At 73.1% G+C, this 15134-nt stretch carries 11 protein-coding genes; 3 read left to right on the top strand and 8 right to left on the bottom strand.

Features of this window, described 5'->3' with window-relative positions:
• Positions 1 to 2: 2 nt before the first annotated feature.
• From WCD58_RS25100 to WCD58_RS25090, 3 genes are all read right to left on the bottom strand, one after another.
• On the bottom strand, positions 3 to 305 hold the full coding sequence (locus WCD58_RS25100) for a BMC domain-containing protein (RefSeq protein ID WP_337705831.1): 303 nt from the start codon (positions 303 to 305) through the stop codon (positions 3 to 5).
• Between the two features lie 381 nt (positions 306 to 686).
• Entirely contained in the window at positions 687 to 1007 is a 321-nt protein-coding gene (locus WCD58_RS25095; RefSeq protein ID WP_337705830.1) for a tyrosine-type recombinase/integrase, read from the bottom strand.
• Between the two features lie 149 nt (positions 1008 to 1156).
• Positions 1157 to 3127, bottom strand: a complete 1971-nt coding sequence (locus WCD58_RS25090; RefSeq protein ID WP_337705829.1) for an alkyl/aryl-sulfatase — start codon at positions 3125 to 3127, stop codon at positions 1157 to 1159.
• Between the two features lie 199 nt (positions 3128 to 3326).
• Between WCD58_RS25090 and lysX the strand changes: the two genes are divergently transcribed.
• Genes lysX through WCD58_RS25075 form a run of 3 tightly spaced genes read left to right on the top strand, consistent with a single transcriptional unit; the run spans position 3327 to position 8270 of the window.
• Positions 3327 to 6731: a bifunctional lysylphosphatidylglycerol synthetase/lysine--tRNA ligase LysX gene (gene lysX, locus WCD58_RS25085; protein WP_337705828.1), complete on the top strand. Its 3405-nt coding sequence runs from the start codon at positions 3327 to 3329 to the stop codon at positions 6729 to 6731.
• Between the two features lie 3 nt (positions 6732 to 6734).
• The gene (locus WCD58_RS25080) at positions 6735 to 7715 is read left to right on the top strand and encodes a ring-cleaving dioxygenase (RefSeq protein WP_337705827.1); all 981 of its coding nucleotides are present in this window, start codon (positions 6735 to 6737) and stop codon (positions 7713 to 7715) included.
• 54 nt (positions 7716 to 7769) lie between these two features.
• The gene (locus WCD58_RS25075) at positions 7770 to 8270 is read left to right on the top strand and encodes an Lrp/AsnC family transcriptional regulator (protein WP_337705826.1); all 501 of its coding nucleotides are present in this window, start codon (positions 7770 to 7772) and stop codon (positions 8268 to 8270) included.
• Here the strand turns inward: WCD58_RS25075 and WCD58_RS25070 are convergent.
• The 5 genes from WCD58_RS25070 to WCD58_RS25050 form a co-directional block, all read right to left on the bottom strand.
• The gene (locus WCD58_RS25070; RefSeq protein WP_337705825.1) at positions 8256 to 9551 is read right to left on the bottom strand and encodes a dihydrolipoamide acetyltransferase family protein; all 1296 of its coding nucleotides are present in this window, start codon (positions 9549 to 9551) and stop codon (positions 8256 to 8258) included. The two genes, WCD58_RS25075 and WCD58_RS25070, sit on opposite strands and share 15 nt — an antisense overlap.
• Before the next feature lie 14 nt (positions 9552 to 9565).
• On the bottom strand, positions 9566 to 10543 hold the full coding sequence (locus WCD58_RS25065) for an alpha-ketoacid dehydrogenase subunit beta (RefSeq protein WP_337705824.1): 978 nt from the start codon (positions 10541 to 10543) through the stop codon (positions 9566 to 9568).
• Positions 10544 to 10556: 13 nt separating this feature from the next.
• On the bottom strand, positions 10557 to 11609 hold the full coding sequence (locus tag WCD58_RS25060) for a thiamine pyrophosphate-dependent enzyme (RefSeq protein ID WP_337705823.1): 1053 nt from the start codon (positions 11607 to 11609) through the stop codon (positions 10557 to 10559).
• A gap of 173 nt (positions 11610 to 11782) precedes the next feature.
• Positions 11783 to 12934 carry a 3-isopropylmalate dehydrogenase gene (locus WCD58_RS25055; protein WP_337705822.1) on the bottom strand — a complete coding sequence of 384 codons (1152 nt, stop codon included), beginning with the start codon at positions 12932 to 12934 and terminating at the stop codon, positions 11783 to 11785.
• Positions 12934 to 15132: a hydantoinase B/oxoprolinase family protein gene (locus WCD58_RS25050; RefSeq protein WP_337705821.1), complete on the bottom strand. Its 2199-nt coding sequence runs from the start codon at positions 15130 to 15132 to the stop codon at positions 12934 to 12936. Before WCD58_RS25050 ends, WCD58_RS25055 begins: the two co-directional genes overlap by 1 nt.
• Positions 15133 to 15134: the final 2 nt, after the last annotated feature.

Raw genomic sequence — 15134 nt, 5'->3', positions numbered from 1 at the left:
GCTCAGCGGATGTGGGAGACCGCCGCGTCGACGATGCCCTCGGTGTCCCCGGCCGGACGCGGGATGATGTGCGAGGCGTACAGCTCGCCCACCGAGGCGGCCGCGACCTTGCCGGCGTCGACCGCAGCGGTCACCGCGCCGACGTCCCCGCGCACGAGGACGGAGACCTGGCCGTTGCGCAGGGTCCGGTAGCCCTCCACCTGGACGTTGGCCGCCTTGACCATGGCGTCGGCGGCCTCGATGGCGCCGACGAGTCCGCGCGTCTCGATCATGCCGAGCGCACCGGCGTGTCCAGGCTGGGTCACGGGTCCTCCCACGTCGTCGCGGTCCGGCGTCCAGCATCCGCCGGCGCCGGGTCCGCCCGCCATTGCCCGCGCGGACAGCCGGGAGCCGATGTCTTGTCCCGAGGGATAGTCGCGAGAGGGTCGCCCGGCATCGACGAGCCAGGGTGTCGATCCTCGTCGTGACACGAAACAGCGCCTACCGACGATGTCGAGGAGTACCGAGTGACATCGCTCGAGGACGTTGTTGCTGGTGGAGGCCCTGATCAACGCGGTCGTCCATCTCTGCAGGGCGGGGGTTGAGGGTTCGATTCCCTTCGTCTCCACCCATCCTGACCAGCCATAACGTGTTTCACGGGGAACATCAGTCCTTCTCCTCGTCCTCGTGGAGCACATCTGGGGCACTCACGGCGGCGTCCATCCGGTCGGCTTGTCGACCGAGCTGGGCGAGAGCGTGGCGCCGAGCTGGGTCACCCACTTCTGCACCTCGGCGCGGCGTACCGACGAGAGCCGGGTCGTGCCCCAGGGCGGCACGATGTCGTTCTCGATCGCGCCGCGGTACCGGTCGTAGGTCGAGGGCGTCAGGTGCCGCTGAGCAGCGAGCCAGTCGCGAGCCCACTCACCGGTGAGCAGCCGGCCGGCGGCCGGGTCGATGTAGGAGCCGGACCGCATGTCGTGCTCGACGGAGACGGCGTAGCCCTCAGCGTCGGACTTCCTGCTCGACACACGCACACCGCGTCCGGGCCGTCGATCCACTCAGCGATCGACCGCACCAACGCCGCCGCGCTGTTCCCGCGCCTCGACCGCTGAGCACCTGCGCCTCGCGGCATGCACTCGGGGGGCGTGACACGTCGGGGGGACCGACCCACGCGGGATCAGGGCGTGACGATGGCGAAGCTCGGGTCCGGCGCGTCGGTGAGCCCGACGATGGTGGCGAGGGTCGTGGGGTCGCCGTCGAACTGCACCTCGTCGGGGGTCTGACCGGCGAGCATGGCCAACAGCTGCGTCCTGGTGAGGGTCACGACGAGGTCGGCCGTCCCGGACCGTGTGGTCGGGTGGTGGGTGAGCACTCCGTTCGACAGGTCCATCCGGTAGGTCTCGTCGGTGTCGGTGAAGTACCAGCGGATCGAGGCGGTCACGTCCCACGCTCGCTTGCCGTCGATCCGGATGGCCAGGCTGTCAAACAGCTGGGTGATGGTGAGCGCGCCCGCCATCCCCGCCGAGCTCACCTTCGCGCCCGCGACCGGCTCATGGAGCTCCAGCGCGCCGGTCAGGAAGTTGTTGCGCCAGGTCGCGCACTCCGATCCGAATCCGAGCCGGGTGAGGACGTCGGCGAGCAGGTCCCTGGCCGCGCGGTGCGAGGCGTCGGCGAACACGGCGTGGCTGGCCAGCTCGGCGGCGAAGCGCAGGTCGCCCGCGTCGGCGAACTCCTGCGCCCTCGCGACGGTGGCGTCGAGGCCGCCGATGATCTGGACGTAGCGGCTGGCCGCGGCCTCGGGCGGGTGCTGCCAGAGGTGTGCCGGGTTGCCGTCGTACCAACCGAGGTAGCGCTGGTAGATCGCCTTGACGTTGTGGCTGACCGAGCCGTAGTAGCCGTGGGTGTGCCACGCGGCCTCGAGGGCCGGCGGCATCTCCATCTGCTCGGCGATCTCGCTGCCGACGAGGCCCTGGTTCATCAGCCGCAGCGTCTGGTCGTGCAGGTACGCGTAGAGATCGCGCTGCTCGGTCATCAGGGTGACGACCTCACCCGCGCCCCAGGTGGGCCAGTGGTGGGAGGCGAAGGCGACGTCGGTCCGGTCGGCGAACAGGTCGATCGCCTCGCTGATGTAGCGGGACCAGTTGCGGGCGTCCCTGACCTCGGCCCCGCGCAGGGTCAGGATGTTGTGCAGGTTGTGGGTGACGTTCTCGGCCAGACACAACGCGCGCTTGTCCGGGAAATGGAAGTTCATCTCCGAGGGCGCCTCGGTGCCCGGGGTGATCTGGAAATCGATCCGGATCCCGTCCAGGGTCTCCTGCTGGCCGGTGCGGGTGATGTCCACGCTGGGCGCGATCAGCCCCACCGACCCGGTCGAGGTACCTGGCCCCAGCCCGACCCCGAGGGTGCCGGTCGCAGCGACAGGCAAGCCCATCCCGGTGTGGTACACACCGCGGCGCAGCATCGCGCCGCCGGCGTAGACGTTCTCCGAGACGGCGTGCTCCAGGAAGCCGGCCGGTGCGACGATCGGGACATCCGTGTCGGCGTCGACGACTCCCAGCACTCCGCCGAAGTGGTCGATGTGGGAGTGCGTGAAGATCACCGCGGTCACCGGCCGGTCACCGCGGTGCGCCCGGTACAGCGCCAACCCAGCGGCGGCGACCTCGGCCGACACCGCTGGGTCGATCACGATGACGCCCTGGTCGCCCTCGACCAGGGTCATGTTGGACAGCTCGATGCCGCGCAGCTGGAAGATGCCGTCGGTGACCTCGAAGAAGCCCTGGATCGCTGTGAGCTGGCTCTGTCGCCACAGGCTCGGGTGGACCGTGTCGGGGCACTCCCCGGTCGTCGCCGCGGTGTAGGCATCCGCGTCGTAGACGACCCGGCCGTCGCCGGCTCTGATCACCCCAGGTTCCAACCTCGCGATCAGGCCGCGGGTCGCGTTGTCGAAGTCGGTCCGGTCGCTGAGATCCGCAGACATCCCGTGGCCCCCTTCACGCGTTCGTGACGCGGCGACTCTGGCGATCGTCCCGACGGTGTGCGTCATCCGTCGCGGGTGAGATCGGCACGATGACCCGTGACACGAAAACAGCGGGTCGCCGCGGTGATCAAGGCGGAGGTCGGGGGTTCGATTCCCTTCGTCTCCACCCATCGCCCCCCGACAGGGCTCTCGGCGACCCCCGGTGCCGAGGAGGTGACGCCGCGTGCCCCGTCACGGCCGGCACCTCGCCGGTCCCGCCAGGACGGGACGGCCGACTCTTCCGGCCCACCGAATTGATCGCCATGCTGACTTCGGAAGCCCGGGCCGGGGACGCGCGCCGGGGCCGGCGACACCCTCGCGGAGTGACGACATGGTCGAGCTGACGGCGGACGAGCCGCCCCGGGCCCCCGGGACCGGTTCCCGCACGCCGACGCCGCCGCCGACCGCGCCGCCCCGCGACCCGTCGGCAGCGGCCGGTCGATCGGCGATGACACGCTTCGCCGACCGGGTGCCGGACCTGCTCGCCGGCTACCTCGCGTTCGTCGCGGTCTTCTGTGCCGTCACGGCGATCGTGCCGCCGCTGCGCGCCCCCCTGGAGTGGCTGCGGATCGCGATCGAGGTCGTGTCGGTCGAGGCGCCGCCGAGCCTGGCCACCGCGACCTTCCTGGGCATCCTCGCGTCCGCCGTGCGTCGACGGATGCGCGTGGCGTGGTGGTTCGCCGTGGTCTACGTCGTGCTGGGCCGCGTCCTGGGCGGTGTCGAGTTCACGATCGACACCGACGCGGCCGACCCGGTCACCCTCGTCGTCGGGGGCACGGGGACGTGGCTGCGGCTGGTGTTCGGCGTCGCGTGGCTCGCGATCCTGCTCGTCGCCCGCCGGCGGTTCACCGCGCGCACCCAGCGGTACAGCGGGTGGCGCGCGCTGGGCACCTACCTCGCCCTCGTCGTCGCCGGCACCCTGCTCGGCTGGGGCCTGCTGCAGCTGTTCCCGGGCACGCTGACCAGCGCTGCGGACCGCTTCGGGTGGGCGATCACCTACGTGCTCGGCGGCCTCGGCGACCCCGGTGCGGTCGGCATCGACGGCGCCGCACCGCGCGCGGTCACGTTCCTGTGCGGGCTGTTCGGCGCGCTCGCCGTGCTGGCCGCCGCGTACGTGCTGTTCCGGCCCCGGCCCGACCGCCGCCGGCTCGACCCCGGCGACGAGCAGCGGCTGCGGGTGCTGCTCGACCAGTACGGCGAGGACGACTCGCTGGGCTACTTCGCCACCCGCCGCGACAAGGCCGCTGTGTTCTCGCGGTCGGGCAAGTCGGCGGTGACCTTCCGTGTCGTCTCGGGCGTCAGCCTCGCCAGCGGGGACCCGATCGGCGCTCCGGAGGCGTGGCCGGGCGCGATCGAGGCCTGGCTCGACGAGGCGCGCCGGTACGGCTGGCTGCCGGCGGTGATGGGCGCGAGCGAGCGCGGTGCCCGCGCCTACGCGGGCGCGGGGCTGAACGTCGTCGAGCTGGGGGACGAGGCGGTCCTCGACGTCCGGGAGTTCTCGGTCGAGGGCCGGTCGATGCGGGTGGTCCGCCAGGCCGTGAGCCGGGTGGAGCGGACGGGCCACACCGTCCGCGTCCGGCGGCACGCCGACCTCTCCCCGGACGAGATGAAGGAGGTCGTCGAGCGCGCCGACGCCTGGCGCGACACCGACGCCGAGCGCGGCTTCTCGATGGCGCTCTCCCGCCTGGGCGACCCGGCGGACGGGCAGTGCGTGCTGGTCGAGTGCTTCGACGGCGCCGGGGAGCTGCGCGCGCTGCTGTCGTTCGTGCCGTGGGGCCGCCACGGCCTGTCCCTGGACCTCATGCGCCGCGACCGCACCGCCGAGAACGGCCTGACCGAGTTCATGGTCGCCTCCCTCGTCGAGCAGGCGCGCACCCTCGGGGTGGACCGCCTGTCGCTCAACTTCGCGATGTTCCGCGCCGCGTTCGAGCAGGGCGAGCGGATCGGGGCCGGCCCGATCGTGCGGCTGTGGCGACGCCTGCTCGTCGTGGGATCGCGCTGGTGGCAGCTCGAGTCGCTCTACCGCGCGAACGCCAAGTACCAGCCGATCTGGACGCCGCGCTACCTGTGCTACCGCGCGGCCCGCGATCTCCCGCGGCTCGGCCTGGCCGCCGCGGCCGCGGAGGGGTTCCTCTCGACCCCGAGCATGCGGACCCTGCAGCGCCGCGGCCTCGCCGCCGAGGGCGGTCCGGCCGTCGTCCTCCCCCCGTCGTCCCCCGTCGAGGCGGAGGATCCCGTCGCGGCGCAGCTCGCGGCCCGCCGCGCGCGGCTGCCCGAGCAGGTCCGCGTGCGGCACGCGAAGTACGACCGGATGCTGGCCGACGGCGTCGACCCCTACCCCGTCGGCCACTCGCGCACCGCGAGCCTCGCGCAGGTCCGGGCCCGGTCCGGGGACCTCGAGGCGGACGTGGCGTCCGGCGAGCGCGTATCGGTGACCGGCCGGGTCGTGCGCCTCCGCGACTTCGGCGGGCTGTGCTTCGCCGTGCTGCAGGAGGGCGACGCGCAGCTGCAGGTGATGCTCGCGGCCGACCGGCTCGGCCGCGACGGCGTCCGCGAGTGGGCGCGGCAGGTCGACCTCGGCGACCACGTGGGCGTCACCGGCGAGGTCGGGACGTCCCGCCGCGGGGAGCTGTCCGTGCTGGCCACCGCGTGGTCGATCACCGCGAAGTGCCTGCGTCCCCTGCCCGACAAGCGTCGCGGCCTGGCCGACCCCGAGGCCCGGGTCCGGCAGCGCTACCTCGACCTGGTGGTCAACAGCGGGGCCCGCCGCATGCTGCGGCAACGGTCCGACGCCGTGCACGCGGTGCGCGAGTGCCTCACCGGCCAGGGCTACCTCGAGGTCGAGACCCCGATGCTGCAGCCGGTGCACGGCGGGGCCAACGCCCGGCCGTTCACCACCCACATCAACGCCTACGACATGCGCCTCTACCTGCGCATCGCCCCCGAGCTGTACCTCAAGCGGCTCATGGTCGGCGGCGCGGAGAAGGTGTTCGAGCTCAACCGCAACTTCCGCAACGAGGGCGCGGACGCCACCCACAACCCCGAGTTCACGATGCTCGAGGCGTACGAGGCCTACGGCGACTACGACACCATGCAGACGATGGTGCAGAACATGATCCAGCAGGCCGCGCGCGCTGCGCTGGGCGGCACCGTCGTCGTCCACCAGGGCCGCGAGTACGACCTCGGCGGGACGTGGCGCGCGACGACCGTCAACGCGGCGATCTCGGACGCCCTGGGCGAGGAGGTCACCGCCGACACCACCATCGAGGAGCTCCGTCGCCACTGCGACCGCGTCGACGTGCCCTACGACCCCGCCTGGGGTCGCGGAGCGGTCGTCCTGGAGCTCTACGAGCACCTCGTCGAGGACCACACCCTCGAGCCGACCTTCTACCGCGACTTCCCGACCGACGTCTCCCCCCTCACCCGGCAGCACCGCGACGACCCGCGGCTGGCCGAGCGCTGGGACCTGGTCTGCTTCGGCGCAGAGATCGGGACCGCCTACTCCGAGCTGGTCGACCCGGTCGAGCAGCGCAAGCGGCTCACCCAGCAGTCGCTCCTGGCGGCCGGCGGGGACGCCGAGGCGATGGAGCTCGACGAGGATTTCCTGCTCGCCCTCGAGTACGCCATGCCGCCGTCCGGCGGGCTGGGGATGGGCGTCGACCGCATGGTCATGATGCTGACCGGCAGCACGATCCGCGAGAGCCTGCTGTTCCCGATCGTCCGGCCGGGGCGCTGACCCGTGACCCAGGTCGCCCCGCACGGACTGCACCACGTCACCGCGATCGCCTCGGACCCGCAGCGCAACGTCGACTTCTACACCGGCGTGCTGGGCCTGCGGCTGGTCAAGACCACGGTCAACTTCGACGATCCCGGCACCTACCACCTCTACTACGGCGACGAGGCCGGGCGGCCGTCCACGATCCTGACCTTCTTCCCGTGGCGGGACGTCCAGGCGGGCCGGCAGGGGACCGGGTTGACCACCGCGACCGCGTTCAGCGTCCCGCCCGGGTCCCTGGGCTGGTGGCAGCGGCACCTGGCCGCGCACGACGTCGACCTGGTCGACCCGCCCCGCGACCGCACCAGCGGTGAGCAGGACGAGGAGGTCCTGACCTTCCGCGATCCCGACGGTCTCGTGGTCGACCTGGTGGCGTCGCCGGGCGACACCCGCTCGGGATGGGACGGCGTCGCCGCGGTGCCCGCCGACCACGCGGTGCGGGGACTGCACGCGGTGACACTCACCGAACGCGAGCTCGGTCCGACGGCGTCGATGCTGACGGACCTCCTGGGGATGACCGCCGCGGGCGGAGGTGCCCGCGCGCGATTCGCCATGGGGCGCGACCGGCCCGGGACCGTCGTCGACGTCGCGGCGACCACCGACGCGGAGCGCGGCCTGCAGGCCGGCGGCACCGTCCACCACATCGCCTTCCGGGCCCCCGACCGCGAGACCCAGGAACGCTGGCGCCAGCAGCTCGTCGACGCGGGGCTGACGGTCACGGCGATCCTCGACCGGCGGTACTTCACCTCGATCTACTTCCGGGAGCCCGGCGGCGTCCTGTTCGAGATCGCCACCGACCAGCCCGGGTTCGACGTCGACGAGCCGCTGCTCGAGCTGGGCCGCCACCTCCGGCTCCCGCCGTGGCTCGAGCCCGACCGCGAGCAGATCGCACGCGCGCTCCCGCCGCTGCGGGTCGGCGACGAGATCGTCGAGGGCACCGACTGACGGTCCCCGGTGTACGTTGTCGCTGGTCCAGGTCCTGCGGGAAGTGTGGTGCGGATGGCCGAGCGCGACGGACCGCGGCGGGTCGACCAGGTCGACCGGCAGTTGCTGAGCCTCCTCAGCGCGGACCCGAGGGCGTCGGCGCGGAAGCTCTCCCGGGAGATCGGCATGTCCCCGGGCGCCGTGGGCGAGCGCCTCGAGAGGCTGCAGGAGCGCGGGGTGATCCGCGGGTTCGGTCTCGACATCGACCCCTCGGCGCTCGGGTTCGGCCTCGAGGTGCTCGTGGCCATCGAGCTGCGCCAGGGCAGCCCGGTCGAGAACACGATCGACCTGCTGTGGGGCATCGAGGAGGTCCAGGCCATCCAGCTCGTGACCGGCCGCTGGGACCTCGTGCTCACGATGCTCGTGCGCGACCAGCACCACCTCCGCGAGGTGCTGCTCGGCGCCGTGTGGTCGGTGGCGGACTTCCAGCACAGCGAGACCATGATCATCCTCGATCGACGCCAGCGCGTGGCCATCGACCGGCCGGCGGCCGCCGACACGTCAGTCGAGGAGTAGCTCGCCCGCGGGGTCGGCGAGCACCGCCGCGACGCGGGCGAGCACGCGGGAGCCGAGCTCGCCGTCGACCAGCCGGTGGTCGAACGACAGCGACAGCTGGGTGACGTCCCGCAGCGCGACCTCGCCCCGGTACTCCCAGGGCCGGCGGCGGACCGCCCCGAAGCACAGGATCGCCGCCTCGCCGGGGTTGAGGATCGGCGTCGCCGCGTCGACACCGAACACCCCGACGTTGGTGATGGTGATCGTGCCCCCGGTCATCTGCTCCGGGGTCGTCCTCCCCTCCCGGGCGGTGGCGGTGAGCTCGGCGAGCGACTGTGCGAGGTCGACGAGGGTCAGCGCGGCCGCGTCCTTGATGTTCGGCACCAGCAGGCCGCGCGGGGTGGCCGCGGCGATGCCGAGGTTGACCGCGCGCGGGTGGACGATCTCCTGGTTCTCCTCGTCCCACCGGGCGTTGATGTCGGGGTGGTGCCGCACGGCGGACAGCAGCGCCCGGGCGACCAGCAGCAACGGCGTGACGCGGACCTCGGCGAACGCCGGGTGGGCCTTCAGGCGCTCGACGGTCTCCGTCATCGCGGTGACGTCGACGCCGACGAACTCGGTGACGTGCGGCGCGGTGAACGCGCTGGCCGTCATCGCCGCCGCCGTGGCCTTGCGGACCCCGCGGATCGGCTCGCGGCGCTCGTCGGTCGGTGCCTCGGTCGATGCCTCGGTCGGTGCCTCGGTCGGTGCCCCTGTCGGGGACTCGGTCGGCGCCTCGACGTGCCGGCGCACGTCCTCGCGACGGATGCGATCGCCGTCGAAGGCGACCTCGGTGAGGTCGACCCCGAGCTCCTTGGCCAGCATGCGGACCGGGGGAGTGGCCGGCGGTCGTGTCCCGCCGGGAGTCGCCGTCGCCGTCGCCGTCGCCGGCTCCGGCGTCGCGGGGCGGCGACGGCGCCGCCGGGTCCGCGCGGCGCTGGTGCCGTAGCCGACGAGGACGCTGACGCTGCCGGCGGCCTCGGCCGCCTCCTCCCGGTCGCCCGGCTCGTCCGCCTCGTCCGCCCCCACCGTGACGGCGATGATCGGCGCGCCGACGGCGACCGTCTCGCCCTCCGCGACCAGCAGCTCGGCGACGGTGCCCTCGAAGGGGCAGGGCAGCTCCACGGCGGCCTTGGCGGTCTCGATCTCGACGATCACCTGGTTGACGCTGACGTCGTCGCCGACCGCGACGTGCCACGCCAGGATGTCGGCCTCGGTGAGGCCCTCCCCGACGTCGGGGAGCGTGAAGGTCTCGGTGCTCACGGCGTCGCCTCCGGTCAGAAGTCGAGGGCGCGGTCGACCGCGTCGAGGACGCGGTCGAGGTCGGGGCGGTAGTGCTCCTCGAGGCGCGCAGCGGGGTACGGGACGTTGAAGCCGCCGACACGGGTCACCGGTGCCTCGAGGTGGGTGAAGCAGCGCTCGCCCAGCATCGCCGCGACCTCGCCGCCGAGGCCGCCGAAGGTCGGGGCCTCGTGGACCACGACCGCGCGCCCGGTGCGCCGGACGGAGGCGACGAGCGTCTCGGCGTCGACCGGGGAGAGCGACCGCAGGTCGATCACCTCGAGCGAGCGCCCCTCCTCCGCGGCCGCCGCGGCGGCGGACAGGCAGGTCTCGACCATCGAGCCCCAGGTCAGCAGCGTCAGGTCGGTGCCCTCGCGGACGGTGCGGGCGGCGTCGACGGGCAGGACCAGCGGGTCGTCGGCGCTCTCGGCGACCTCGCCCTTCGACCAGTACCGGCACTTGGGCTCGAAGAAGATCACCGGGTCGTCGCACGCGATGGCCTGCCGCAGCATCCAGTGCGCGTCCTGCGGGGTGGCCGCGGCCATCACCCGCAGGCCGGCGGTGTGGGCGAAGTAGGCCTCGTTGGACTCGGAGTGGTGCTCGACCGCACCGATGCCGCCGGAGACCGGGATCCGGATGACGACCGGCACCGTGATGCGCCCCCCGGAGCGGGCGTGCAGCTTGGCCAGCTGCGAGGTGATCTGGCTGAAGGCGGGGTAGACGAACCCGTCGAACTGGATCTCGCAGACCGGCCGGTAGCCGCGCATGGCCAGGCCGATCGCGGTGCCCACGATGCCGGCCTCGGCTAGCGGGGTGTCGATGACGCGGTCGGCGCCGAAGTCCTTCTGCAGCCCGTCGGTCACCCGGAACACCCCGCCGGACAGGCCCACGTCCTGGCCCATGACCATGACGGCGGGATCCGACTCGAGCTCGTGGTGCAGGGCGCGGTTGATGGCCTGGGACAGGGTGAGCACGACGTCCTCCGGCTCAGTCGACGAACGAGGCGGCGTACGCGGCGTAGCCGGCGCGCTCGGCGGCCAGCGCCGGGGTCTCGACGCTCAGGGTGTGGGCGAACATCGCGTCGACGTCCGGGTCGGGCATCGACCGGCACGCCCGGCGCACCTCGGCGGCCAGGTCCTCGGCCTCGGCGTCGAGGTCGGCGTGGAAGGCGTCGTCGGCCCAGTCGCGGCGGTCGAGCAGGCGCCGGAGCCGGTCGAGCGGGTCGAGGGTGCGCCAGTGGTCCAGCTCGGCGTCGCTGCGGTAGCGGCGGGGATCGTCCGAGGTGGAGTGGCCGGCCATGCGGTAGGTGACGGCCTCGATCAGCGCCGGCCCCTCCCCGGACCGGACCCCGTCGACGGCACGCGCGGTGGCCGCGTGGACGGCGAGGACGTCGTTGCCGTCGACCAGCTGTGTGGCCAGCCCGAAGCCGGCGGCGCGCCGGTGCAGCGGGGCGCCGAACTGCGCGGTGGTGGGCGTCGAGATGGCCCACTGGTTGTTCTGGCAGAAGAACAGCACCGGCGCGGAGCGCGTCACCGCCCAGTTGAACGCCTCGCCGGCCTCGCCCTCGCTGCTCGACCCGTCGCCGAAGTAGGTCATGACGACCTCGTCGGAGCCCTCGAGCCGGGCACCCATGGCGTACCCGACCGCGTGCAGGAGCTGGGCGGCGAGCACCAGGGTGTAGATGTGGAACCGGTGGCGCGCCGGGTCCCACCCGCCGTGGCGGACACCGCGCCACTGCGCCAGCAGCTCCTCCGGGCTGATCCCGCGGCACATCGCCGCGGCGTGGTCGCGATAGGAGGGGAAGACCCAGTCGGTGTCGCGCAGGGCCCGGATCGAGCCGACCTGCGCGGCCTCCTGGCCCCACGACTGCAGCCAGAGCCCGAGCTCGCCCTGGCGCTGGAGGCTGTAGGCCTCCGCGTCGAGGCGCCGGGCCAGGACCATGTCGCGGTAGAGCCCGCGCGACAGGTCCGCGTCGACGATCGCGGCGGCCGGGTCGTCGGCCAGCTCGCCATCGGGGGTGAGCAGCTGGAAGGGCGTCACCGTGACTCCTCTACCGGGGGTGGTGGTGAGGGGCGGCCGGTTCGATCGCGGGATCGCCGCGGGGTCCGAGGCCGCCGTGTGTCGTGCGGGTGCTCTCATCATCGGTCATCTGGTGAACGATTGTCCAGAGGAAAGGACGGTCCGATGATCGATCGTACGGTTGGGACGAGATCCTACTGATCGATCGTGCGAACACGTCCCATCGCCGTCATGAGGGAGACGGCCGGGTCGCCGATCGTCGCCGGGTCCACGTCGCGGACGTGGTCGGCGATCCGGGCACCGATGCCGGTGGTGGTGTCGGTGGTGGTGTCGGTGGTGGTGTCGGTGGTGTCGGGGCCGTCCCCCAGCTCCGCGAGCACGGACGCGGTGGCCGCCTCGAGGGCGAGGGCCGCGTCGTGCTCGCCGAGGTGGGCCAGGCACAGCGCGGCGGAGAGGACGGCCGCCGCCGGGTTGGCGCGTCCGGTGCCCGCGATGTCGGGCGCGGAGCCGTGCACGGGCTCGAACATGCCCGGGTGGGCGCCGGTCGGGTCGATGTTGGCGCTCGCGGCCAGCCCGAGCCCGCCCTGGAGGGTGGCGCCGAGGTCGCTGATGATGTCGCCGAAGAGGTTGTCGGTGACGACGACGTCGAAGCGCTCGGGGGTCAGCGGCAGGTGCTGGCACATGGCGTCGGCGTGGACGTAGCCCTGCTCGACGTCGGGGAACCGGTGACCGGTCTCGGCGACGACGGAGGTCCAGAGCCGGCCCGCCTCGACCAGGATGTTGGTCTTGTGGCACAGCGTCAGGCGCCGCCGCCGGGCCCGGGCGAGCCGGAACGCGTAGTCGACGCAGGCCCGGGTCGCGGGCGTGGTGTTGACCGAGTTCTGGATCGCGGTGGCGTTGTCGGTGCCGTCGTGGACCGTCGACCCGCCGCCGGCGTAGAGCCCCTCGGTGTTCTCCCGGACGATCACGAGGTCGCACCGCTCCGGGGTCAGGTCGCGGACAGGGCTCGTGACGCCGGGGTAGAGCCGCACCGGCCGCACGTTCACGGCGTGGCGCAGGGCCACGCGCAGGGCGACGACGAGGCCGCGCTCGAGGATGCCGGGCGGCACGCGGGGGTCCCCGACCGCGCCCAGCAGGATCGCGTCGTGGCCGCGCAGCTTCTCGGTGCTCGCCTCGTCGAGGGCCACCCCGTCGCGCAGCCACCGCTCGGCGCCGAGGTCGTACGGGGTCGTCGTGACGCGGAAGCCGAACCGGTCGGCCGCCGCGTCGACGCAGCGCAGCGCCTCGGCGGTGACGTCGGGCCCGATGCCGTCGCCGCCGACGACGGCGAGGTCGTGGCTGCGCATCACGTCAGCGCGAAATCGCGCCAGGCCTTGCCCGACGCCGGCTCCGTGTCCACCCACAGGGCCGTGACGCAGTGCGGGCACACGTACGCGATCGCGGCGAGGGCCTCGTGGACGTCGACGCCGCCGCCGAGGTCGTCGGGGCCGAGGGGGAGGGTCGCGGCGAGGGCCTCCCACCCGTCGTCGAGCGCACCCAGCGGGGTCCGGCAGTGCGCGCACCCCGCGACGGACCGCCCGCCGGCGTCCCAGATCAGCAGCGCGGTGCCCCACCGGCCGGCGGGGTTGCCGTCGACGGCGGGCGCCGGGTCGCCCGCGGGCGCGGTCATCCGGGCGCGGCGGTCGGCGCGGATCTCCTCACGGCGGGTGTCGGTCGCCGCGGAGTCGACCGCGTCGACCGCGTCGACCCCGCCGTCCCCGGTGACGACGACGCCGTAGAGGCGCCGCGCCGCGTCGGGGCTCACCGCCCGGGCGGCGACGTCCGCGGCGACCTTCTCCGGGTCGCGCAGCAGCGGGTCGCCGTAGCCGCCGCCGTTCTGCACGGTGCACTCGAAGACGTCGCCGTGGGCGATCCGCGCGGCCGGCGAGACCCCGGGCAGCACGCCGTGGTCGCCGTCGAGCTCGGTGAGGTCGCCCACCGGGCGCCCGCTGCCGAGCCGGTCGAGGACCCCGGAGCCGATGACCCGCTCGAAGCGGGCGCACGACCCGGGCAGCCCACCGAAGAGCCCGGTGCGGTTGGGCAGGGCGACCCCGTGCGTGCCCAGGACGCCGGTGACCTCCCGGGTGTCGATCGGCGTCAGCGCGAACTGGACGCCGTTGCCGCCGCGGTGGGTGCCCGCCCCGCCGGAGTCGGGGACCTGGCGACGCCACAGGTAGAGCAGGGGGTGGCGCATCTCCTGCTGCTCGACGTCGGTCGCGCCCCCGCCGAGGATGACCATGGCGCCGCCGGAGTCGACGCCGTCGCGGAACGAGAACGCCGGGCCGCCCCAGAGCAGCGAGTCCATGTACATGGAGGCGAAGGGCTCGCCGTGCTGGTCGATGCCGCCGAACTGGGAGAGCTGCCACGACCCGTCGCTCGGGCCGAAGGCGAAGCCCTCGTAGCGCTCCGAGAAGCTCAGCATCTTGGCGATCGCCCCGCCCGCCGAGCAGGTGGCGGTCCAGTTCGCCCCGGCCGCCCCGCCGGAGACCGGCATCGGCTCGACCGCGGTGACGCACAGGCCGTCGGGGGCGACGACCTCGACCGGGCGCATGATCCCGTGGTTCCAGGGGATCTCCCCGCCGAACGTGCACAGCATCAGCGTGGCCACGGCGCCGAGCAGGCCACCGCGCGTGGTCATGCCGTACGCGGGGCTCTGCGGGCTGGCGCCGGAGAAGTCGAAGGTCAGCCGGTCGCCGGCCTTGTGCATCACGCAGGGGACCTCGAGCAGCTCGATCCCCGCGTGCCCCTCGCGCCCGGAGCCGTCGGGGCGGTCGAGGTAGGAGGTGTGCTCGAAGGTGCCGTCGGGCAGCTCGCGCAGCATCGCGCGCAGGTCGGCCTCGGAGTTGTCGAGCGTCTTCTCCATCGTCGCGCGCACGGCCTCGGTGCCGTAGCGGTCGCAGAGCTCGTCGAAGCGCTGCTGGGCGACGCGCAGGCCCGCGAGGAAGGCGCGGAAGTCGTTGGCCACGGTGTCGTGCACGCGGGAGTTGAGGACGATCGTGTCCCAGAGCTCCTGGTTCACCACGCCCTTGCGCACGATGCGGCCCGGCGGGATGCGGATGCCCTCCTGGAACACGTCGGTCGCCGTGGTGCACCAGCTGCCGGGGTCCATCCCGCCGAGGTCGACCTGGTGGGCCATGCACCCCAGCCACGCGACGATCTCGCCGTCGCGGAACACGGGGCTGCAGAACTGCACGTCGTTCTGGTGCATGGCCGCGAGGTAGGGGTCGTTGATGATGAAGACGTCGCCGGGCTCGATGTCGTCGTAGCGGGCGAGGAACTCCTGCACCGCCATCGCGCCGGTGTAGAGCGGGGTCAGCAGGTACACGCCGATGATCGCCATCTCGCCGGCGGCGGTGTAGATGCCGAAGTTGTAGTCGGTGGCGTGCACGACGGGCGAGCCGGAGACGTGCTCGACGGTCGTCGCGCCCTCGGAGTTGATCGACCAGAGCTTGTGGCGGATGACCTCGTAGGTGACGGGGTCGACGCCGCCGGTGGGGGTGGTCATGC

The organism is Actinomycetospora flava, assembly GCF_037400335.1.
GTDB lineage: Bacteria > Actinomycetota > Actinomycetes > Mycobacteriales > Pseudonocardiaceae > Actinomycetospora > Actinomycetospora flava.
This window is presented reverse-complemented; position numbering and strand designations above follow the sequence as displayed.

Coding starts and splice junctions, on each gene's coding strand:
- WCD58_RS25055 (WP_337705822.1), bottom strand. CDS start 12,934: ATGCGCAGCCACGACCTCGCCGTCGTCGGCGGCGACGGCATCGGGCCC.
- WCD58_RS25090 (WP_337705829.1), bottom strand. CDS start 3,127: ATGGGTGGAGACGAAGGGAATCGAACCCCCGACCTCCGCCTTGATCAC.
- WCD58_RS25050 (WP_337705821.1), bottom strand. CDS start 15,132: ATGACCACCCCCACCGGCGGCGTCGACCCCGTCACCTACGAGGTCATC.
- WCD58_RS25075 (WP_337705826.1), top strand. CDS start 7,770: ATGGCCGAGCGCGACGGACCGCGGCGGGTCGACCAGGTCGACCGGCAG.
- lysX (WP_337705828.1), top strand. CDS start 3,327: ATGGTCGAGCTGACGGCGGACGAGCCGCCCCGGGCCCCCGGGACCGGT.